The sequence below is a fragment of the Bacillus sp. RCC_6_1 genome, from assembly GCF_041360755.1.
In the GTDB taxonomy this organism is placed as follows: domain Bacteria; phylum Bacillota; class Bacilli; order Bacillales; family Bacillaceae_G; genus Bacillus_A; species Bacillus_A cereus.
This window is the reverse complement of the sequence record NZ_JBFUPV010000012.1, coordinates 121,647-144,395: the sequence shown is the minus strand read 5'-3', so window position 1 is coordinate 144,395 and position 22,749 is coordinate 121,647. Positions and strand designations below refer to the sequence as shown.

Below are 22,749 nucleotides of genomic sequence, written 5' to 3'. Positions count from 1 at the left end.
CATGTGTTGAACAATCCTGAATCACCTATTTTGCCATTAATTAATGTAGAAAGAGTTCGTGCTATTGCAGAAGGAAAAGACGAAGTAATTTCAGGTAATGATGCACGAGGTATAATAGATTATTTACTTCAAGTTAATAGTTGGCTAGAGGAATACAATATTAAATTAATATGGTAGATGTAATTTTCAAATAAAGAGAATAGCTGAAACATCAATGACCTAAGTGAACCGCACCTCCAATGTATTAGATAGTTATCTAATAATTGGAGATGTGGTTTTATTATTTTGATTTGCAATAACCCTAATCAGTTAGTTAATTAGAATCAAATAAGAAACATAGAAATAGGGGTAATAATATGAATTGGAGGTTCCTTCCTGAGAATAGGGAGTCTCTTTAATCTCGCTACCGATAATTAAATAATATGTTAATTAGATTTGATTATTGTATGCATCGCCTTTTCTTCAATAAATATTAAGTGATAAACTTCATATATAGTATATAAGGAGATTATCTCATGGGTTATTTGTAAATATTAGATGGGGAGTATTTGACACATACATAACCTAAAGATTTAGATAAAATTAATATAGATAAGTATTTACTACGATTGCCTTCCTATTTTTCTTAGAATTTTTTTAGTGAATCAAAATTTAAATTGCGTATACATCTTTTGTACTAGTAGACCTAAGTCTAAAAGTATGTACAATTACACCATTTGACTAATGGGTAAACTTCACAAACTGATATATACTAGTATTGTGTCTTGCCTTTTTAGGTGTAGTACACAGCCGGTGATTGGCTAGTGGATGTTCTTCCATTTTGCCAGTGCCGGTTTTTTGTTGGATAATAGAGAAAATGAAGTTTTTATAAGGAAAGAAGGGGTTGTTTTGAAAGATGTAAATTCTATCTTTATGAGAGAAAAGATTGCTAGTTTTTATCTTTATTTTATTTCTTTTCTTGGTTTGGTTACTATAACTATATCTTTACTTGAAATTAAAATCCCTTCTCATCTAACAATACTAATATTGTTGTTACTTTTTATGGGGATTGCAGAGTATTTTCCTGTAAGATTTTGGAGAGGAACTAGTTCGCTTACCTTTCCGATAATTTACGCTATGAGTTGGCAGTTTGGAATCCATATAACTATTGTTGCTATTGTACTTGTGACGCTAATTATTCACCTGCATCGTCGTTCACCGATACAAAGAATGTTATTTAATAGTACTCAACATGCACTTAGTTTGATCTTTGCCAAATGGTTTTCAGACAAATGTATGTCCTTAATAATTAATAAGATAGGTATGTCAGTTCTGTATGAGAATTTAATATCTTTGTTATTATTTTGCATGTTTTTTTGTTTTTTCAACAATCGCTTTTACGATTTGTTAATGATACTTCTTCCGCAGCCATATTCAATTTATCAATGGTATAAAAAAACTATTACGGTATTTCTTTGCGAAACTTTTGGTTTCTCTTATGCGGCACTGATGCATGTACTAATTAGTACATATAGTGTGGAAGTAAACGAAGTTACAGTGCTGTTTTTCTTTTTTCCACTTGTAGCAACTTCCGTTATTAGTTCTTTTTCTGTACGGATAAGGATGGAGAAAGAACGATTATATGAGTTATTTCTTATTACGACCGAAATTAGTCGAGGATTAACTGGAGGAAACTTGAAGCATATTAAACAAGCACTTAAAGGTTTTTTTGGCATACAAGCATATGTAATATGGACAAAAGATGATGGAAACTGGAATATTCTATTAAAAGATGGGAAAGTTCGCCCTGATATTTCTGATCATTTAGAAAATTACGATGCGTTTGAGGGACTTTCTAAAAATCTTGTATTTAATGATTGGAAAATTGGTACGGCTCCTGGAGATGAAATATTTGAAAGTGTCATACGCTCACTTGTATATTTTCCTCTTATTGTTAATGATGAACTAGTCGGAATGTTTGTTGCAGGGAAAAGTAGAAATGCGGGCTTCTTTCCAGAAGATGTACAGTCGTTAGCTACATTTTCTAACCAATTAGCTAACGTAGTTAAAACAAGGATATTAATTTCTGAACAGGAAAAAAGAATGATTTTAGAAGAAAGAAATAGAATTGCTCGAGAAATTCACGATGGTATTGCGCAAACATTAGCCGGGGTGATATTCCAACTAGAATCCGCGCAGAAAAAATACCGTGATAAACCAAAAGATATGCAGCAAGTAGTAGAGAAAAGCATAAAAGATTTAAGAGGAAGCCTAGGAGAAGTTCGCTATTCTATTTATGCTTTAAAACCATATCCGACACAACAATTGGGACTTAAGCAGGCGATAGCAAGTAAAATAAAATCTTTAAGACAAGAATATGAACTAGACATTACATATCATGAAAGAGGTCATGCACGTGCGCTTAGTTTTTCAAAAGAAAGAGTTATATTTGATACATTACAAGAGAGTTTGCAAAACATTGTAAAACATGCACAGGCAAAAAAGGCTGATGTTTTACTCAGCTATCAAAGTGAACACGTGCTTTTAAGGGTTAAGGATAACGGAGTTGGCTTTTCACTATTTGAGTCTATGGTTAAAACGAAGAATGAGCCACATTATGGTATATTACATATGAATGAACAAGCTGACCAATTAGGGGCTACTTTACAGATTGATAGTTCTGTAGGAAAAGGGACAGAAATTACACTGTTAATTCCAGATTCACAAACAAGGGGTGCGTAAAATGATTAAAATATTAGTAGTAGATGATCATGCTTTTTTACGGGATGCAATTCGGAGCATACTAGAGGATGAATCTGATATGAAAGTGGTTGGAGAAGCTAGCTCTGGGGATGGAGTATTGGGAAAAGTAGAAGAATGCCGACCAGATTGTATTTTGATGGATATTAATCTTCCAGAGAAAAATGGGATTGAAGCTACAGAGTTAGTGAAAAAAAAATATCCGAGTTGCCGTGTACTTGTGTTTACAATGTATGAACATGACGAGTATTTAATGGATGCACTCCAGGCCGGTGCTGATGGTTATTTATTGAAGGATTCATCATCAGATCAGGTAGTAGCAGCAATTCGAATGTTATATCGAGGCGATTCAGTCATTCATCCGCGTATGACTAAAAAATTAATTACATATCATCAGCAAAAAATGAAAGTAGAATCAAATGAAAATGAACTGACGGAACGTGAAAAGGAAATTCTCTTTGAACTAGTAAAAGGACTTAGTAATAAAGAAATTGCTGAAGTTTTATATATTAGTGATAAAACAGTTAAAATTCACATCAATAAAATTTTTAAAAAGCTAAATGTGAAAAGTCGATCGCAAGCAGTGATTTATGCAGTCCGAAATCAATTAGTTCCGCTAGATTAAATAAGAAATCTATCAAAGAACTATCGTGTCGCTTTATTCTGTATTACAAAGAATAAAGGACAAGGTAGTTCTTTTGTACTATGTAGGCATAGAATCCTTAGAGAAAAGATACTCCTTTTGTTTAATTTTCAGAATAATTAAAATGTGAAATAATAAAAATAGAATTACATTTTAATCTTGTTAATAATTCATTTTGTGAAAATCTTTTGTTGGAAATAAATGACGGAGGGCTCTTATAGAAAGAGTAAAGTGAGTGGTTAGCTATGTGAGGTATGGGGATGGTAGTAGTGTTGGAAATCTTTCATGATACAAAAGATTAAGATTAATAGAGTTTCCAATGCTACATGGGAATTTAAGAATCAATTTGTTTCAAAAAATAATATTAATAATGGGGAGATGTAATATGAAACGAGGGAAATTTGGAAAGATTCTTATTGGAACGTTAACAGTTGGAATGTTATTGTCTCAAGGAATTCCATATAACGTATTAGCGGAAGAGGTAAATACATCTACTTTAACTGGAATTGATGATGCAAATGCTATCTTAAAAGGTCTTACAAAGGAACAACGTAATGCCTTAAAAACGTTAGATACAAAACCAGGTTTTGTTATTTCGCCAGGTATCAATACAACAAGTCCTAATAATGTGAATGTGATTATAGAATTTAAGCAAGCGCCTAGCAAAATAGAGGTATTAAAACAAGCGGCTAAAGGGAAAAAATTAGCTCTTTCAAATGCGGAACAAAAGGTAGAGGCATCACATAAAGGATTTAAAGCAGAGCTTGAGCAGCTTCAAAAGAATAAAGAGAAAGGGACAAATGTAAAATCTGCAAAAATAACAAGAGAATATAAGAATGCTTTTAATGGTGTAGCGATTTCTTTACCAGCAAATATGATCGAAGACTTAGTTCGTACCGGTATCGTTAAGCGCGTATGGGAAGATCATGAGGTTAAAATTGATTTGCCAAAAGAAACAACTAAGACTGTTGTTGAACCGAAAATGGCGGATAGTGTACCGCAAATTGGTGTGGACAAGCTGCATGATGAAAAAATAACAGGGAAAGGAATTAAGGTAGGTGTACTGGACACAGGTATTGATTACAACCACCCGGATTTGAAAGATGCATATAAAGGATATCGTGCAAAACAAGGTGAAGATCCAAGTAAAATAGATCCGAACTCCATAAAAGGATGGGACTTTGTTAATAATGATGCTGATCCAATGGAGACAACGTATAAGGATTGGCAAAATTCTGGAGGATATCCAGAGATTTATGAGGGGAGTGCATATTATACATCCCATGGTACGCATGTAGCTGGGACAATTGCTGCAGACAAACAGAATAGTGTGGATTATGCAGTGAAGGGTGTTGCTCCAGATGTAGATTTATATTCATATCGCGTATTGGGCCCATATGGAAGTGGACAAACAAGCGGTATTCTTGCTGCGATTGATAAAGCAGTGAAAGACAATATGGATGTTATCAATTTATCACTAGGTGCGTCTATTAATGATCCTTTATATCCTACTTCTGTCGCAGTGAACAATGCGATGTTAGCTGGTGTTGTTACAGTTGTAGCAGCAGGTAATAGTGGTCCGGAAGAAGGTACCATTGGATCACCTAGTGCAGCGGCACTTCCGATTACAGTTGGAGCCAGTAACGCTGCAATGAAAATCCCAACGTTTTCCGTCGATGCAGGTGATTTACATGTGGATAAGATGATGCTACTTGGAAAAAGCTTTACTGATAAGATTGAAGATTTGAAAGGTCAATCCGTATCAGTTGTATATGCAGGGCTCGGGAAATCAGATGATTTTACAGGAAAAGATGTAAAAGGAAAATTAGCTCTTATCCAACGCGGTGAGATTACATTTGATGAGAAAATTAAGCATGCTAAGGAAGCAGGCGCAAAGGCGGTAATCGTATATAACAATGTAGATGGTGAAATTACAAGTTATCTTGGGGAAAGTACTGCATCTATTCCATCGTTCCGCTTAACAAAAGTAGATGGTGAGAAATTACAAGCAAAAGCTGTACAAGGAGATGTGTCGTTAGCGTTTGGGGAACTAAGTAATATAAAAACAGAGGGAGATCACTTAGCTGATTTCAGCTCCCGTGGTCCTGCATCTAAGACAGATGATATTAAGCCAGATATTGTAGCACCAGGTGTGTCTATTTTCTCAACTGTTCCTGAATATATTAATGATCCAAAAGATGGAGAAAATTATCCGATAGCGTATGGACGTATGTCAGGTACCTCTATGGCAACTCCTCATACTACAGGGGTAGCGGCACTCATTTTACAAGAACATCCAAATTATAGTCCATTTGAAGTAAAAGAAGCACTCATGAATACCGCAGTTGACTTAAAAGAAGAGCGTTCTGTATTTGAGGTGGGATCAGGACGAATTGATGCATACCGTGCAGTTCATGCAGATACATCAATCGAGGTTGTTGATAAAACATCAAACGTTGTAGGTGATGAAGAAGTAGAAATTGAAGAAAAAACAGGTTCTATTGCATTTGGGTATAAAAATCAAATTGAAAATGGGCCTATTAAAGATAGTCGAAAAGTTTTAATTAAGAACAGCAGTAAAACAGATGGGAAAGAGTTTAAATTAGAGGTGAAATTTTCACCTACAAGTGTAGGTGTGCAAGATGCAGCGAAGAATGGTGTGAAGCTAAACGTACCAGATTCTATTAAAGTAGCTCCTGGTGCATCAGAGGAAATTAGCCCTGAAATTACCATTCCAGAAAACGCTGAATTTGGTAGATATGAGGGCTATATTCATATTTCAAATAAAAACAATGAAAAAGAAGTATATCAAGTACCATTTGCAGTTAAATTCACAGAAAAAGGGATTGCGTCTGTAGATTTACTGAGAGATGCAATGGCAACAGATGCTTCTAAATTCCATCCATTTATGGAAAGACCAAGTTCGCCGTTGACATTTAAATTAAATAGTCCTCTCGAAACCATTGATGCAATTGTAAAGGACCGAACGACAGGGAAGGCATTAGGAGTCGTTGGTACACTTAATGCAAGTAGTCTAACACCGAATGTTGAATATATGATGTTTTCTGGTATGGGAGGGTATGTACTTCCATTCACAGGAGATCCAGCTCATCCAATTGCGGATAAACCTGTTATGTTGCCTGATGGAGATTACGAATTGAACTTCGTTGGATATGAAAAAGAAGGAAAATCTTATACAAAAGGCGATAGCATTATCATTGATAATGTAATACCTGAAATGAAATTTAAGGATGTACAACCTGGTATACACGAAGTCAATGATTCTATGTTTAAAGAAGAAGACGGCCAGCGTGCATTATGGGTGCATGGTAATATTTATGATTCTACAGTAGATGCATTAAAGGCAAAAGGCTTGCAATATGATCAAAAAGCGAATCAAATTGTATATTATCAAAACTCAGCCTTCCCATCAGGATGGTTGAATACAATTCAAGCAAATGGTGATTTTAAATTTGGAGTACTTCCAGAGGAAATAAATGAGCCGTTAAATTTAAAATTATTTGGATATGATCTTGCAACTGCCGGGAATATGGCAACTGGATATAAAGATTACGTCTTTGTAAAAGAAGGGACAGAATACGCTGTTCCAAGTTATGACAAAGATAAAATCAAATTAGGAGAGAAAATTACATTAACTTTGAATCTTAATAATGTAAAACAGCTTATGTCAGGTACATTTGAAATTCCTTATTACAAGCAGCTATTTAAATTTACAGATGTGAAACCAAATCCAGCACTTACGGAATATGTAGAACAACATGGATTGAACCTTAAATTAGAAGATCCGAAGATAAGTGAAGCAGGAGCTTGGGAAAACAAGGTGAAAGTTGGCGCATCATTGGAGGGAAAAGAATTTAAAGGATTAGATGGAGATAAACCATTTTTAGATGTTACATTCGAGATGACGAACGATGAATACTTTAATGATTTGACTGCATTTGGAGTAGATAAGTTCTCTTATACAAAAGTTGGTGCATCAGAAGGCATTGAGATTCCTGCGTTTAAAGATAAATCTTTTGCTATTGTTTCGAAACATTCAACGGTTACAGGATATATTGGCCCAGAAGCTTTCTTGAATGAAGAGGGGTATTTAGGTAAGAAAGACTATACAAAACTAGGAGCAAAAGTGTACGCAGTTGGCAAGGATGGAAAGAAATATACAGGAACGATTGGTGATAACGGACAATTTGAAATTCATAGTGTTCCAGTAAGCGATAAGGAATATGATATTTTCGTAGAAATGCCAGGTCATTTAAATAGTAAATTAACAACAAAAATAGGGAAAATGCAGGATGGAGAATTAGTGGGACAAAACTTTAGAGCTGACATGGATGATAACCTTGCAGGTGATGTAAACGGCGATAAAATGGTAGATATTCAAGATGCTAGAATAGCAGCTTTATCGTATGGAAAAGGAAAAGTATCTGTAAAAGATGGAGATATAAATCAAGATGGTGTTGTAGATAAAACGGATGTTCGTTTAATTGAGAAAAACTTCTTGAAAAAGGGCCCAGATGCTAAAGGAAACGAGAAACCGAAAGAAAATGTAGGGCCAGTGACGTTAGAGAAAATTTTACGCTCTATCGGTTTAGAACCAAAAAAATAAGTGGACAAACTTCTAGAGTAAATAAAGGCATCAGACAATGGATATTAAATGAAATGGATTGGTTAACAAATGACCGGTAATGATTTACGGTAACATTACCGGTCATTTTAAGAGTCATAGTCGTTTGGGTACATGAAGTAACTAGTTTAAAGTAAGTTCGCTTTCATTATGGGACAAGGAAGTTGCTTAATTATTATTGTTGTTTGTGGGATGGAAATAAGGTTTGTAGTTTAAACTTTAACAATAGGGGGACTTGTGAAATGGGTATGAAGAAAAAACTTGGTATGGGTGTTGTAACTGCAGTGCTTGGCTTATCCTTAATTGGCGGGGGAACATATGCATATTTTAGTGATAAGGAAGTATCACAAAACACGTTTGCAGCGGGTACTTTAGATTTGAGTGTGAATCCAGAAGTTGTTATTAATGTCGACAATCTGAAACCAGGTGATGAAATGGAACGTGGTTTTCAATTAGTAAACAAAGGAACCTTAGCAATAGGAGATGTGAAACTCCTGACAGATTACAGTGTAATCGATGCGAAAGGGGATAATGGAAATGCTGATTTTGGTGATCATATCCGTGTTGATTTCTTGTGGAACTTGGATAAAAATGAGGTTCCAATTTGGTCTACTACATTATCTGAATTAAAGGTAGCTACGCAAAATGGAAATATTCCTAATCTTGTAAAGAACGGTATTGTAGATCGAGAAGGAAATGGACTTGCTCCAGGTGATGATGATACATTTTATGTAATGTTTACATTCGTAGATAACGGTGAAGAACAAAATGTATTTCAAGGAGATGCGTTGAAATTAAATTGGACTTTTAACTCCATGCAAGCAAGCGGTGAAGAAAAGTAAGTGTAATAATTTGTATACTATATGTGTGAGACATATAGTATACAAATGAAGGCGTTTATCCTCAATGGTAAAACTCCTTATAAAAATATGGGTGAAAAACTTGATGATGATTTCCCTTTTAAAACACATCGTAAACATATTTTGCGATGTGTTTTGTTGTAAGTTGGAGAGTACAGAAATATTAAATGATTATCCAGCTTTTGAGATACTTTGAGGGAATTTAGCACCTTACGCTAGCTTAGCAGCTTTCCTGTCCCCTTTATCCCCAAGAAGACGTAATCCAGTTATGATGAGCATACATCCTCATACGAGAAATTGAAAGTAACAACTAGTGCATGCTCACAAAACTTTTCATCCTATGGCAGAGAAGTTCTAGAAAATCAAGAACACCCTGCAGAGAATAAGCTGAGGGACTTACTGGCTCATGTAAAAGAGAAGTATATGAAAGTGAAGGGCTAAATTTTAAAATTCTAAAAAGGGTGAATGGATGATGTTAGGGATAGGGTTGATTGTATTAAGTATTTTACTTGTCAGCATTGTATTTTTACCATAATGCTTTATTCCAAGTGAGACAGAAAACATGTAGTATTTTTATTCGTAATCATCCAAAAAAGAAAGAGGGATATTTGTTACAATCACGGCATTGTAGAAGAAATAGAATAAAAGAGGAAAATATATACTGTTACAAATTAATATTCTATGTGTTTTTTGAACATACATTACTTATATTTAATGTATATATTGAATATATAAATATATTGTGTTATGATGTGAATTAGAAACTCGCGTGTTTCAAATACAACATTTTTATCTTTTTGATGACCTCTTATCTTTCCGTAAGAGGTCCTTTTTTTATCCCTCCGTATTGTATAGCCGCTAAAATACTATGAAAAGATACTAGAGACTACTACACTGTGATATCCTCTAGTATTTTTTCTTTATCTATATTATCTATTGTTAGGTAAACGACGAATTAGTACTTTTTGTATAATTTTCACAAAATAACTTTGAATCATTATTTATTTCAATATAAAGTAATGAAAGGACATATTTGACTATCGTCTTTAATTTTTCCGACAGCAAGCAAAGTTAGCATGTTTAATGCATAATCAGACGCCTGTAAATGAGCATTACTATTTAAATTTTTACCAGAGAGTAATTTAGTTAATTAGTAGAAAAAGGAAGGGGCCTATTTGGCTCCTTCCTTTTTCTCATACATACATAACGCTTGTTGACAACTTATGAAATAATAGCATTCATCGCTATTAAAATATAACATTAAAAGCAATTAATTAGATATGTAATTTTGCATATATTGTACTATTTCATGAATAGGAACAAAACTATTTATTCCTTTCTGTATGGAGACAAATAGATTTAGGTTTACTTAGGGTAAGAAGATCTGATCATTGATTGCTGGTTAAACCATATTTCTACGTATTTGAAACAAATTATTTCACTGAATTGTATGTTAAAGAGAGTGCGGGATTTATGAAATGTAGATTATTCCTTGATTTCTTACTCGTGATTTTACTTGGACATCGGAAAAGAAGTTACGTTATATACGATTTCAAAAGGGGATATTATTCAGTGCATCCAAAGATGCACTCCGTTTCCTGTTTCCTATCCTACTAAATTACCATTCCAAGCAAATTTCTTCTCTTTCAAACAATTCATCCATTGAATAAAGATAATTCGGCCATACGTATCGGAGGACATGAAACTTTCTTAATACCATTTGGAATATATTTCAATATACTTCCGATACTATAACAGATCGAAAATTTCTTTATTGGAGGTATATAATGGCATATCCATTTCGTAACTTAGTATTTGAAGGTGGCGGGGTAAAGGGAAGCGCTTATATAGGTGCCATCCGTGCACTAAATGAAGAAGGGATTTTACCAGAAATACAACGATTTGGAGGGACTTCAGCAGGAGCGATTACTGCATTACTTTTAGGTCTTTCCATTCCATTCGCAGATCTTGTAAAAATCCACAAAGACATGAATTTCAAAGCGTTTAAAGATGATGATTTTTCGATTGTACAAGATAACATTCGTTTGTTTTTTGATGGTTTTGGTATCTATAAAGGGGATTTCTTCACTGAGTGGGTAGGAAAGATCGTTGAAAAGTGGACAGGGAGTAAGGACACAACTTTTCAGCAGTTGTATGACAAAACAGGAAAAGACGTGTTTTTCCAAGGAACGAACGTTTCTACACACCAGCTTCGTACGTTTTCTCGCGAAACGACACCTGATGTCCCGTTAGTAGTTGCTGTGCGGATTTCGATGTCCATCCCATTCTTTTTTAAATCTGTGGAATGGGATAAAGATTATTATGTAGACGGAGGTGTACTCGATAACTACCCAATTCGTTTATTTGATCGGAAAAGTTTTGTGAATAAAGAAGAACACTTCACGACCACAGATACGATTGACGAGGTTAATAAACTGATAAGCAATATAGAGGATCATTCTACACTAAGAAGCTTACACACGAAATACAATGCATCTTTCTTTGATCCTACAGATGAAATTGTCTACAACAAAGAAACACTTGGTTTCCGTTTAGAATCTCAGGCGGAGGTTGCCATGTTAAAACATATCGCAACCTCAACAGAACATCATATTGGCCATTCTCTTATTCATTTTGCATGGAATTTGTCTCAAACCATGATCAAAGGTCATGAGAGCGGAAAAACCACCAAAGAAGATGCTGCCCGCACTGTATTTATTAATACATTCTTTACGTCGTCGTTTAATTTTGATATCACAGAAGAAGAAAAGAAAACACTCATGAATTCAGGTTATACTTCTACTAAAGACTATCTACATCAGTTTAATACGTCTGAAGTAAAATTGTTTAATCGACCATAAAGCCGAGTGCAATGCACTTGGCTTTTTTTTATCGTCCTGTAAATTCTTTTTTTAGTAGCTAATAAAAATTTAGATAGACTATGCATAGAACAAGAGAGAGGAGATAACAGAAAGTAATAAATATAAGTTTTGATGACTTCTTATTTTGTAAAACTAGGGTGTAGAAAGGGTGAAACAGGTGGAAGAAAAACGAATTATGATTTATACAATTTTTCGGCTAACACAGTACAAAAGAGAAGCCTAAAACGGTGGATAGGAATGTATAAGGTATTCATTGCTATTCCTTCAAAATGCTGATGTTACATCATATTAAAATAACCTCTAATTTAAGTATTGAAATTCTCTAAATCTCGATGTATTATATTCTTGTATTTTCTCACTTTGCTAAGCCTAGAAAACATCATCACTTCTGAAAGAACTCGAACTCCAGCCGGTTCTTTGAATTTACTTGAACTTATTTTTGAATCATTGTATTATATTTCCGAGTCTTACTCATATAAATCATTATCAGGAGAATCTGCAAATTTGCAGGTTCTTTTTTATTTTATTGAAAGTAAAATTTTAGCCAGTCGTTTATTTTCATATTGTTGGTTTTTATACGTGTTTGGTAAAAATCAATGAGTTGCAAAAAAATACTATGCTGAAATCTAGTTCGGTATAGCAATGTGCATATAAAAGATCCCACTTTGCTATATCCCCTAAAAAGAGTCATAAAAATCTATATTTTTTTAATTCAGTTGCATACTACAAAACTTCTTTTAAAAGAAATGTATGTACATACACATTATATTTTGTTCTATAACTCTCTAACTTTTGTTCACGATAGTCTGTTAAGTACAGGATTATTGGCGGGTGGTGCAATAGGTGCAGAAGATGTGAAAACAAATGAAAAAGTACAAGTTGCTGTTGCAGGTAAAGAGGGAAATATGACGTATAAAGAAATTGATAAAGCGGAATCTCCATTGTTATTTGGAATGTATCCTTTATGTTAAGATCCTAATAAGAAGTTAGTTTTTTTTGATAATTAATATTTATACAAAATGTATAATTAATATACTAAAACGTTTTTAAATTTTATTAATGTATTCCTTTTCATCTGAATGAATTATTTATTGCAACAGGTTTCCCGTTCAAAATAAGATGTTCAAACAAAAGACAATATAAGTATCTTTATAATGATTTTTCAATATAATCAATGTGTTTATGAAAGGAACTCTGTGTTATTTTTGCTTTTTTACTAACTAATACAGCTTCAAACAAAGGACACAATTGCTACATACTAAGTGTAATTTATTACCTATTCAAAATTCTGTCTATTCAATCTTTCTAAAAATAAAAAAAGATTAAACTTATAAATATACAAGTTATAATGAGGGCGTCGAGACACAATTTATTACCTCTAGAGAAAATATCAAACCTCGTTTTGGATTAAAAATTCTAAAGAACTTGCCAGTAATTTTTTAAAATTGGACATACTGATATGATTACTATACGGAGGATAGCAGATTAGAAGGGAAGTTTATTCAACTCAATAAAGAAAGCGTTATCAAACAAAACTTGTTTTGAATCGATCATTCTAATAACTTAGATTCAACTACAGCTAAAAATAATAAATTATGGTGGTGCTTATATGAACATGAATGTAGCATCTATTAAAGAAAAAAAGATTGTTAAATACAAAAGTTGTTTTGATGTGATTGGGCCCATAATGATAGGCCCTTCAAGTTCACATACTGCAGGTGCTTTGGCTATTGGAACAGTTGCTAATAAATTATTTCAAGGTCTTCCCAAAAAAGTTGTGGTAAAGTATTATGAATCATTTGCTGAAACCCATAAAGGTCACGGAACTGATTTTGCAATTATTGCTGGTATATTAGGCTTAGCTGCTGATGACAGCAAAGTGCCAGATGCTATTAAAATAGCAGAGTCTAAGGGAATTGACATTACCTTTATTGAACAATTGGGTAATAGTCCTGCTGGTCATCCAAATACGGCAGATGTATATGCAGAGGATGAAAGTCGAAGTATTAGAGTAATGGGTATTTCGGTCGGTGGTGGGTTGATTGAAGTCAAAAGTGTTGAAATTGATGGATTTAGCTTAAATCTGCAGGGGCCATTGCCAGTTGTTATTGCGATTTCAGAAAGAGCTGACTTTGAATTTGTTTTACGCAGGATCTTTAAACAATATGATGTGGAAATTAACAACTTTCATAGTTTGGAAGATAAAACAAAATATTTATATGCATTCGCTTTGGATTCGATATTGCCAGGTAATGCTCAGAAGGAATTAGGAGATTTAAGCAATATAGCTAATCTTATTATTCTTTAGTCACATTAAGGAGTGAAAAATATGTATATGGCCATAAAAGAAATTGTGGATGCAGCTAATAAAAGCCAAAAGCAAATTTATGAATTAGCAATCGAACAGGAAATCAAACAAACTAAAACTTCTTATGAAGAAGTATGGAGTAAAATGGAACGAAATTTAGCGACTATGCAACATGCAATAAATAAAAGTATCGAGGGCGACGGTGTATTTTCTCCAACAGGTTTGACCGGAGGGGATGCTGTAAAAATTAAAAACTATCGAGAAAATAGGAAAACTCTTTCTGGAGATTTGATGGTGTTAGGGATTCAAAGTGCTATCGGTGTTAATGAAGTAAATGCTGCATTAGGAGCTATTTGTGCAACTCCAACAGCAGGTGCGAGTGGGACGATTCCGGGAGTCCTATTTAGTATTAAAGATACGTTGCAGTTAAGTCATGAAGATATGATTCATTTTCTATTCACTTCAGCGTTATTTGGAACGATAGTCGCAAACAACGCTTGTATTTCAGGAGCGTATGGAGGATGTCAAGCTGAAGTAGGAAGTGCCTCAGCGATGGCGGCTGCAGCTGCGGTAGAAGCTGCGGGTGGAACGCCACAGCAATCTTCTGAAGCTTTTTCGATTGCATTACAAAATTTACTCGGTTTAGTTTGTGATCCGGTCGCTGGTTTGGTAGAAATTCCTTGTGTAAAGAGAAACGCCATTGGAACGGCAAATGCTTTAGCAGCAGCGGACATCGCATTAGCTGGCGTAAACAATCTCATCAATGCTGACGAAGTGATTGAAGCCATGTATAGAGTTGGAAGACAGATGCCTCGCGAATTAAGAGAGACAGGTTTAGGTGGTATTGCAGCTACACCTACAGGAATTTCCATTAAAAATAAAATCTTTGGGGAGAAACAATCAAATCAATAAGTTATCGAATATATTGTGAAGTTTTTAACAATCTTTACTCTATTGTTCGCCTAAGGATGTCTGTATATTGGGGGAGTTATCAATAAAATATACTACTATATAATTAAAATATTTTATAAGTGGTAACAAACCCTTCAGGTTGATGCTTCGCTAATTTTTTGATTTTTATTAACCTAGAAGGGGGATATTCGTTGTGGGGCACTATATAAGCTATTCATTTTTCAAGAACGGTCTATATTCCTATATCTTAAAAAGAGAATTAAGAATAGGACACAAGGAGGAATTATTATATGGATGGGAATACTGCAAAAAACATAGAATTTCAAGCTGATAACACTGCAGTAAAAAATGAGAAATATCTAGACCCTAAAAAGTGGCATAAACAGGATACTACCTGGGCATTGAGCCTTTTTGGAACAGCAATTGGAGCAGGAGTACTCTTTTTACCGATTAATGCAGGTTCAGGTGGTTTATTATCATTGCTGTTAATTACATTACTTGCATATCCTGTTATGTATTATTCACATAGGGCGCTTGCTAAAATGATTTACGCTTCGAACTCTGCCGATGAGGGGATTACAGGTACAATAAGAGAGTATTTTGGAAATAAGGCAAGTATCATTTTTAATCTTGTATATTTTGTCTCCATTTATACGATCGTGCTGATGTACTCGGTCGCACTTACAAATACCGCTAGTAGCTTTATTGTGCATCAATTGCACATGTCGGAGCCTCCAAGGTCCATTTTATCGCTTGTTTTAGTACTCGGTCTTATCGCTATACTAAATTTTGGTCAAGATATAACTGTAAAGATCATGAGCATGCTAGTGTATCCTTTTATAGCTTCTCTACTTTTTATCGCAATATCTTTGATTCCACAGTGGAATACGTCAATGCTTAGTTTTTCAGCTGTTTCTACTGCTTCAACAGGAACAGGATATTTAGGAACGATATGGATGATACTTCCAATCATAGTATTCTCGTTTAATCATTCGCCTATGATTTCGTCATTTGTTATGAAACAGAGAGCTACGTATGGAATAGATGCTACTGATGCTAAATGTGCCCAAATACAAAAAGTTTGTTATATTATGACATTCGTAGTTGTTATGTTCTTTGTTTGGAGCAGTACCTTAAGTTTGACTCCAAATGATCTTAAGGTGGCAAAAGAACAGAACTTGTCAATCCTATCATATCTTGCTAATGAGCTTAATTCGCCAGTAATCACTATTGCAGCTCCTATCATTGCATTTGTGGCTATTACAAAGTCTTTCCTTGGTCATTATATAGGAGCGTATGAGGTAATGCGTGACATGATTATCAAGTCCAGTAAAAAACGTGGGAAAGATATAGGAGAAAAAACAGTTAAGACAATGATTCTTACTTTTGTCGTATTAACATGCTGGTATGTTGCTTATACAAATCCAAGTATTCTTGGAATCATTGATGCCCTTAGCGGTCCGCTAGTTGCTGCTATCTTATGTATACTACCAATGTATGCAATCCATAAAGTATCAGTACTTGCTAAATACAAAGGGAAATCTAGCAATGTATTTGTCATTATTATAGGTATTCTTACTGTCCTAGCAAGTATTAAGTCATTATTCTAATCCACTATTGTTAGTATCGATGCAAAAACCGTGGGATATGGAAAAAAGAAAGATTCTTATCGGAACTGAATTCTATATTGTTAAACTAAAGAAATCATGGTTTTGGACAAACTCCTCACATTGGAGAGTTTGTCTTTTTTTATTATATGCATAACTTTTATCATTTTAGCCAAGAAGACCCCTTTCTCAAGGAACGCGAAATAAGTAGGTGGGAGATGAATTGGCTAAAATGATAAATTGGTGACCCAGTATGTAGAAGTAAAAAAGGGGAAAACTATTGTATAATTATCGATAATTTAGGGGGCGCCAAATGAAGCATAATAAAGAAGTAACACTTGGGGATTACGTTCAATTTTCATATCGTAAAAATCCTAATTTGCAATTAATGGGATTTGTGGTGAATGTTTTACAAAATACAATTGTTGTAGATATTGCCGAAAGAATGGATATCCAGGTAGATGATTTTAGGCAAGTTGTAAAGCATGGTTATTATAATAAAGTGGTTCATAAGGAAATAAAGAATAGTGTTTCATAAAAAGTGCTCCTATATAAATTTAGGAGCACTTTTTATGGAGAGAATTTCCGCAAAGATTTTTTTCTGAGGTATAAAATTTTCATATGAAAATACGTTTTGAAGATATTTTCTTATTTGTTAATTAATAATTTTTTCAATCTTTATAGCTGTTATGGATTTAAAATATTATTTATAAAGATTTCACATAATTTTATTAAAAAGAAAAATACTAATACTTGTTTTAATACTTTACTTCGAGTCATTAAAACAAATTTACTAACTACGAAACAAGGAGGCATCACTGTGGACATTCGTGAAGGATTAATTCCAACAGCTTTAGGTACAGCAGTGACAGCAGCAGGTTATGCTCTTAAACAAACTCGTGGAACTAATAAAATGATTGCAAATACAGTATTTGGTTTTGGTTTAGCACACGTCGTTTTAGGTGTAATCGATCTTGTTGAACATCGTCGTTAGAACGAAAGGCAAGCATTGATATATGCTTGCCTTTTTGGGAGTACATTTATTATTCATTTTTCAAAATATGTTTGTATGGCGTAATCATTATCAATGTAATTAAATAGTTACACTACAAGGAAATTGGAAAGTAAAACTGTGAGCATTGAATTTTATGAAATGAGATGGTGATGGAATGGAATTTTCTTCTGAAAGTAATACGTATCATGCTGGTGACATTGTCTATATTTTTTACCGAAATCCTCATACTCAAGACGTAGCTAACATACAAGCTGCAGCAGTTGTAAATAATCCTGAAAGACCTAATGAATTAGCACTATTTCTTTACGAAACGTATTATCCACTAACAAATGAGATGGCTATATATGCTACCGAAGATGAGGCAAACCAAGCTTACACTTACTATTATGGTGATATTTCAGAGGGGATGTTAGAATGAATAAGCCATTTATGCCTAAGCTCGTATATTTTGAACCTAAAGCATTAGATTATCCTTTGGGGAAAGAGCTGTTTGAGAAGTTTTCAAAGATGGATGTTGAAATTCGACATACTACTTCCCATAATCAAGTAAGAGATTTGCCAGGGGATAATGATTTTCAAAAGTATCGAGTAGCAAAATCCACGCTGGTTGTTGGTGTTAGAAAAACACTGAAATTCGATACTTCCAAGCCTTCAGCAGAGTATGCAATTCCTTTTGCAACGGGATGTATGGGACATTGTCATTATTGTTATTTACAAACAACGATGGGAAGTAAGCCTTATATACGAACGTATGTAAATGTTGAAGAAATTTTAGATGCTGCTGATAAATACATGAAAGAGCGTGCACCTGAAGTAACAAGATTTGAAGCGTCGTGTACTTCAGATATTGTAGGAATCGATTATTTAACGCATACCCTTAAACGGGCCATTGAGCATTTTGGAGAATCTGAATATGGGAAATTGAGATTTGTTACGAAATTCCACCATGTAGATCATTTACTTGATGCTAAACATAATGGAAAAACAAGATTTCGCTTTAGTGTAAACGCTGATTATGTGATTAAAAACTTTGAACCAGGAACTTCTCCCTTAGCTAAACGAATTGAGGCAGCAGGAAAAGTAGCTAGAGCTGGATATCCTCTTGGTTTCATTGTAGCTCCTATTTACCTGCATGAAGGCTGGAAGGAAGGATACTATCATATGTTTGAACGCCTAAATGCTGAATTACCTCTTGATGCACGGGATGATATTACATTTGAATTTATTCAACATCGTTTTACAAAGCCAGCTAAGAGAGTAATTGAAAAAAACTACCCGATGACAAAACTAGAATTAGATGAAGAGAAAAGAAGGTATAAATGGGGGAAATATGGAATCGGAAAATACATTTATCAAAAAGAAGAAGAAGAGGATATAAAAAACTATCTGTATTCCTATATGAAACAGTTCTTTCCTAATGCAAAACTAGAATATTTTACATAAAAGAAACGAACAAAATTCATTACATCATCAATCTAAAAAATTACTCACTCAAAAAAGTGATATTGGTCAACAATTCGCTAATAAATCATTTGAAAAATTTATATACGAAAGTCTTTTATGTAAAAATATGTTTCATTATGAACTGAATCCCAACAGTTAAACAGAAAAATACAGCGGTTGTATGAATATAAGTCCGGTATTGTACCGGGCTCATTCTTTTTAACGTTGCATCAATTCTTTTGTGAACATATTAATTTGAACATGTTTAAAAACGAACCATCTTTTGAAAATGGTATTAGCGCTTTAGAAAGAACTTTCATAAAAAATGGTACTAATAATCCCTCCAAGTATTACTCCCATAGTAGAACCTAATAACAAAAATCTAATTGTTTAATTAGTAATTCTAATCTACCATTTTTTGCTGTACTATCAACTAAAGAAACAGTAAATGGTTGTTGAAACATATTAGAAAATCGAGCAATTAAAGACATAATATTATATTTAGCAAAAGCCGATGCAACTAAAGCTAATTTCGCCCCAACAAGTTGAACTCCATATCCTAAAACTTCTATAGAAGTCATAAGCATTAAAAATAAAAAGATACAAATTACTTTAAAAGTAATAAACTCTATAATCATACCCCTTAAGTTTCTATAAATACATAACTCAATAATTATATTAAAAATATTCAATATTTTCATTAAAATATAAATCAATTTCTATTTTATAATCAAAAACTATACTCCTTTATTTTGAATGATGGCATCACCTTTTATTAGAATTGTCCCTTGGTTTAGCAAATGTTTTTTTGTAAATAATATATTTGTTAAACCATTAATTAAGGGGGACTAGTATGCCGCAGGATCGAAAAGAAGAAGTGCAAAACGATACATATGAAGGAAAAGAGGTTATGCCAGATAATCCACAATATCTACCGCGTCACGTGCAAATGGAGCTGCCTCCCGAATTTTCTATAAATCCTCTTTTTGCCCGCAAAGGAGAATCAGTCGTTCCGCGCTTTCACATGCCTGATGAAGGCATGTTACCAGAAACAGCGTATCAAATCGTCCATGATGAAATGACTCTTGATGGCAATGCACGATTGAATCTTGCAACATTCGTTAGTACATGGATGGAACCTACCGCAGAGCACTTATATGCTAAAGCATTTGATAAGAACATAATTGATAAGGACGAATATCCACAGACAGCTGAAATTGAGGAGCGGTGTGTCCGCATTTTAGCCAACCTCTGGCATTCCCCCAGCCCTCTTACAACTATGGGCGTTTCAACAACTGGATCGTCGGAAGCCTGTATGCTCGGGGGGCTTGCGTTAAAGAGACGCTGGCAAAATGCACGAAAAAGAGAGGGTAAGCCGGTGGATCGGCCTAATATTGTGTTTAGTTCTGCTGTTCAAGTCGTTTGGGAAAAATTTGCGAACTATTGGGAGGTTGAACCACGCTATGTGAAGGTTAGCCCTGAGCATCCCCGATTAGATCCTCAAGGGGTCCTTGCAGCCGTGGATGAAAATACGATTGGTGTGGTACCGATTCTCGGTGAGACTTATACCGGACTTTACGAACCGGTTGCCGCCATTGCAAAAGCGTTGGACGATTTACAGGAGAGGACGGGACTCGACATTCCTATGCATGTAGATGCGGCTTCGGGCGGATTTATAGCACCGTTTCTTCAACCAGATTTAGTCTGGGATTTTCAGTTGCCGAGGGTGAAGTCCATCAATGTATCGGGACATAAATATGGATTAGTCTATCCTGGCTTGGGTTGGATAATTTGGCGGGAAGCTGATGATCTCCCCGATGATTTAATCTTCCGCGTCTCCTATTTAGGCGGAAACATGCCGACTTTTGCCCTGAATTTTTCACGTCCTGGCGCACAAGTGCTCCTACAATATTACAATTACCTGCGTTTGGGGAAAAGTGGGTACTATGATGTCCAAAGGGCTTCTCAGAAGGTCGCTCTTTTTCTTAGCAAGGCAATTCAGGAGATGGAACCGTTCGAACTTTTGTCCGATGGTTCGGATATTCCGGTTTTCGCTTGGCAACTGAAAAAAGGTTACACATTAAACTGGAACCTTTATGATTTATCTCGACAATTGCGTGTGTTCGGCTGGCAAGTACCCGCATATCCATTGCCTCCAGACCTAGAAGCAGTGACGATTATGCGCGTTGTGGTTCGAAACGGGTTTTCTATGGATCTCGCGCATTTATTTTTGAGGAACCTCAAACAGGCCGTTGCCTTTCTGGATTCCTTGGATGGACCTATGCCACATGATACGAAATGTGATAATGGGTTTCATCACTAATTGGGGAGCAGCTCTCGTCGTCGTTAAGTTGAGCTCAACACTCATAACTTTTCGAGCTATCGACTGGGAAGAGGTACAGAAAAGTTGATGGTTTCAACCAAGGGATACATGATGATAGGTGATGAACAAATTGATGCCTGAGGGCTTTACAATATCAAATCATACGCCCAGTTTTCAGAAATCTATTGGCTTTTCTTCTGGTTTCAAAAGACACAATTCAAATCTGTTGAAGAGTTAAAGAAATTTGTAGCTAGTATTTCCTTTTGGGAGGTACCATTACCTGCTTTAGGAGTTACTCCACCATTACATTGGATTTTATCGGATAAATGGGGTGAATCTATTGTATTAGAATCGACAAGGAGTAGTGACTAATAGTCCTGAGTTTAATTGGCATTTACAAAATTTAAGACAATATATAGGTCTTAAATCGCAGCCATGCGAGGGGGATATACCATTAAGTGCTTTTGGACAAGGTTCAGGTTCAATGGGACTTAATGGAGATTTCACCCCACCATCAAGGTTTATACGAGCAGCGTATGGTAAATAAAATATTCAGGGTATAGATAACGAAGAAGAGGGTATATCGGTCATTTTTCGTATTTTGTAAAATTGTGAGGTTCCAAAAGGGGGAGTAATAACGGAAGAAGATACATTAGATAATACTATTTATACAAGCGCAACGTGCATGGAGTCTGGTACATATTATTATCATATCTATGATTGTAGATAAATTATTGCCCTTTGATATTAGTAACAGGATAGCTGCTTAACGATAAAAATGAATTTGCCAATTTTCTTGCAAAATGTAACGGGTGCTCTACCGATTGGATATGAATATACATAATTAAGGGATTCATGTATAACCAGTGATTATGTAAAGCACTGACAATAATTCCTTGTTGTACAATTGATTTCATAAATGCAGGGATCTCTTCTTGTAGAACCGCGATTTCTCCTAAATTTAATGCATTGCCATTTTGATCCAACGATTCAAAACTTACTCCGACGGGAACTACATAGGCACTTGGTTTTCCTTGAACCAGGACCTTAAAATTGCGGTGAAAAGACACCGAACAACCACCTTGATTTATTTTACTCTTTCCTTTAAGAATTGCAGCAAATTGATCAGAAATGAAATTTAAATTAGACATAAGTTCAATTCCTTTCCCGTGCTAAATTTATTCATGTAGAAATTTAATTTAAAAAATGTAGTTCCTTCTTTTAAAGAAAAGAACTACTTATAAACAACTTTTCTCTAAAATAAACAGGCTGATATGTGTAATTTGTACCCTGTTTATTTTAGAAGAAATATAAATGCTATTTCCCAACAAACATAACTTAATGAATCCTTTCTATATATCATTATAAAAAA

Annotated in this window: 15 protein-coding genes and 1 pseudogene; 14 read left to right on the top strand and 2 right to left on the bottom strand. The window is 34.6% G+C overall.

Annotation, left to right across the window (positions count from 1 at the left end):
* Window positions 1-888: 888 nt before the first annotated feature.
* The 12 genes from AB6801_RS25060 to splB all read left to right on the top strand — a co-directional run bounded on the left by AB6801_RS25060 (window position 889) and on the right by splB (window position 19,054).
* Window positions 889-2,721, top strand: a complete 1,833-nt coding sequence (locus tag AB6801_RS25060) for a GAF domain-containing sensor histidine kinase (protein WP_033667522.1) — start codon at window positions 889-891, stop codon at window positions 2,719-2,721.
* Between the two features lies 1 nt (window position 2,722).
* A complete protein-coding gene (locus AB6801_RS25055; protein WP_000590674.1) occupies window positions 2,723-3,364 on the top strand; it encodes a response regulator in 642 nt (213 codons plus the stop codon).
* A gap of 403 nt (window positions 3,365-3,767) precedes the next feature.
* Entirely contained in the window at window positions 3,768-8,009 is a 4,242-nt protein-coding gene (locus AB6801_RS25050; protein WP_097998984.1) for a S8 family serine peptidase, read from the top strand.
* 260 nt (window positions 8,010-8,269) lie between these two features.
* Window positions 8,270-8,869 carry a TasA family protein gene (locus tag AB6801_RS25045; RefSeq protein WP_000525504.1) on the top strand — a complete coding sequence of 200 codons (600 nt, stop codon included), beginning with the start codon at window positions 8,270-8,272 and terminating at the stop codon, window positions 8,867-8,869.
* 1,805 nt (window positions 8,870-10,674) lie between these two features.
* Window positions 10,675-11,748: a patatin-like phospholipase family protein gene (locus AB6801_RS25040; RefSeq protein ID WP_000331137.1), complete on the top strand. Its 1,074-nt coding sequence runs from the start codon at window positions 10,675-10,677 to the stop codon at window positions 11,746-11,748.
* Between the two features lie 1,630 nt (window positions 11,749-13,378).
* A complete protein-coding gene (locus AB6801_RS25035) occupies window positions 13,379-14,077 on the top strand; it encodes a serine dehydratase beta chain (RefSeq protein WP_097998983.1) in 699 nt (232 codons plus the stop codon).
* A 21-nt stretch (window positions 14,078-14,098) separates the two neighbouring features.
* Window positions 14,099-14,989, top strand: coding sequence for an L-serine ammonia-lyase, iron-sulfur-dependent, subunit alpha (sdaAA, locus tag AB6801_RS25030; protein ID WP_000281779.1), 891 nt, complete (start codon window positions 14,099-14,101; stop codon window positions 14,987-14,989).
* A 290-nt stretch (window positions 14,990-15,279) separates the two neighbouring features.
* The gene (locus AB6801_RS25025; protein WP_000348959.1) at window positions 15,280-16,599 is read left to right on the top strand and encodes an aromatic amino acid transport family protein; all 1,320 of its coding nucleotides are present in this window, start codon (window positions 15,280-15,282) and stop codon (window positions 16,597-16,599) included.
* 310 nt (window positions 16,600-16,909) lie between these two features.
* A complete protein-coding gene (locus AB6801_RS25020; RefSeq protein WP_000682219.1) occupies window positions 16,910-17,134 on the top strand; it encodes a DUF2187 domain-containing protein in 225 nt (74 codons plus the stop codon).
* Window positions 17,135-17,416: 282 nt separating this feature from the next.
* Complete coding sequence (locus AB6801_RS25015) at window positions 17,417-17,590, top strand: hypothetical protein (protein ID WP_000354585.1); 174 nt, start codon at window positions 17,417-17,419, stop codon at window positions 17,588-17,590.
* Window positions 17,591-17,765: 175 nt separating this feature from the next.
* Complete coding sequence (locus AB6801_RS25010) at window positions 17,766-18,029, top strand: transcriptional regulator SplA (protein WP_000396091.1); 264 nt, start codon at window positions 17,766-17,768, stop codon at window positions 18,027-18,029.
* A complete protein-coding gene (gene splB, locus AB6801_RS25005; RefSeq protein WP_001039638.1) occupies window positions 18,026-19,054 on the top strand; it encodes a spore photoproduct lyase in 1,029 nt (342 codons plus the stop codon). Before AB6801_RS25010 ends, splB begins: the two co-directional genes overlap by 4 nt.
* A gap of 368 nt (window positions 19,055-19,422) precedes the next feature.
* Here splB and AB6801_RS25000 read toward each other — a convergent pair whose 3' ends face one another.
* Window positions 19,423-19,692, bottom strand: coding sequence for a lipid II flippase family protein (locus AB6801_RS25000; RefSeq protein WP_255258336.1), 270 nt, complete (start codon window positions 19,690-19,692; stop codon window positions 19,423-19,425).
* A 215-nt stretch (window positions 19,693-19,907) separates the two neighbouring features.
* Here AB6801_RS25000 and gad point away from each other — a divergent pair, with 215 nt between their 5' ends.
* Window positions 19,908-21,377, top strand: coding sequence for a glutamate decarboxylase (gene gad / locus AB6801_RS24995; protein ID WP_061139279.1), 1,470 nt, complete (start codon window positions 19,908-19,910; stop codon window positions 21,375-21,377).
* A 207-nt stretch (window positions 21,378-21,584) separates the two neighbouring features.
* Window positions 21,585-22,104, top strand: a pseudogene (locus tag AB6801_RS24990) (linear amide C-N hydrolase); the annotation flags it as partial.
* Window positions 22,105-22,108: 4 nt separating this feature from the next.
* Here AB6801_RS24990 and AB6801_RS24985 read toward each other — a convergent pair.
* Window positions 22,109-22,528 (bottom strand): DUF1259 domain-containing protein, encoded by a 420-nt coding sequence (locus AB6801_RS24985; RefSeq protein ID WP_097998982.1) that lies wholly within the window; start codon window positions 22,526-22,528, stop codon window positions 22,109-22,111.
* Window positions 22,529-22,749: the final 221 nt, after the last annotated feature.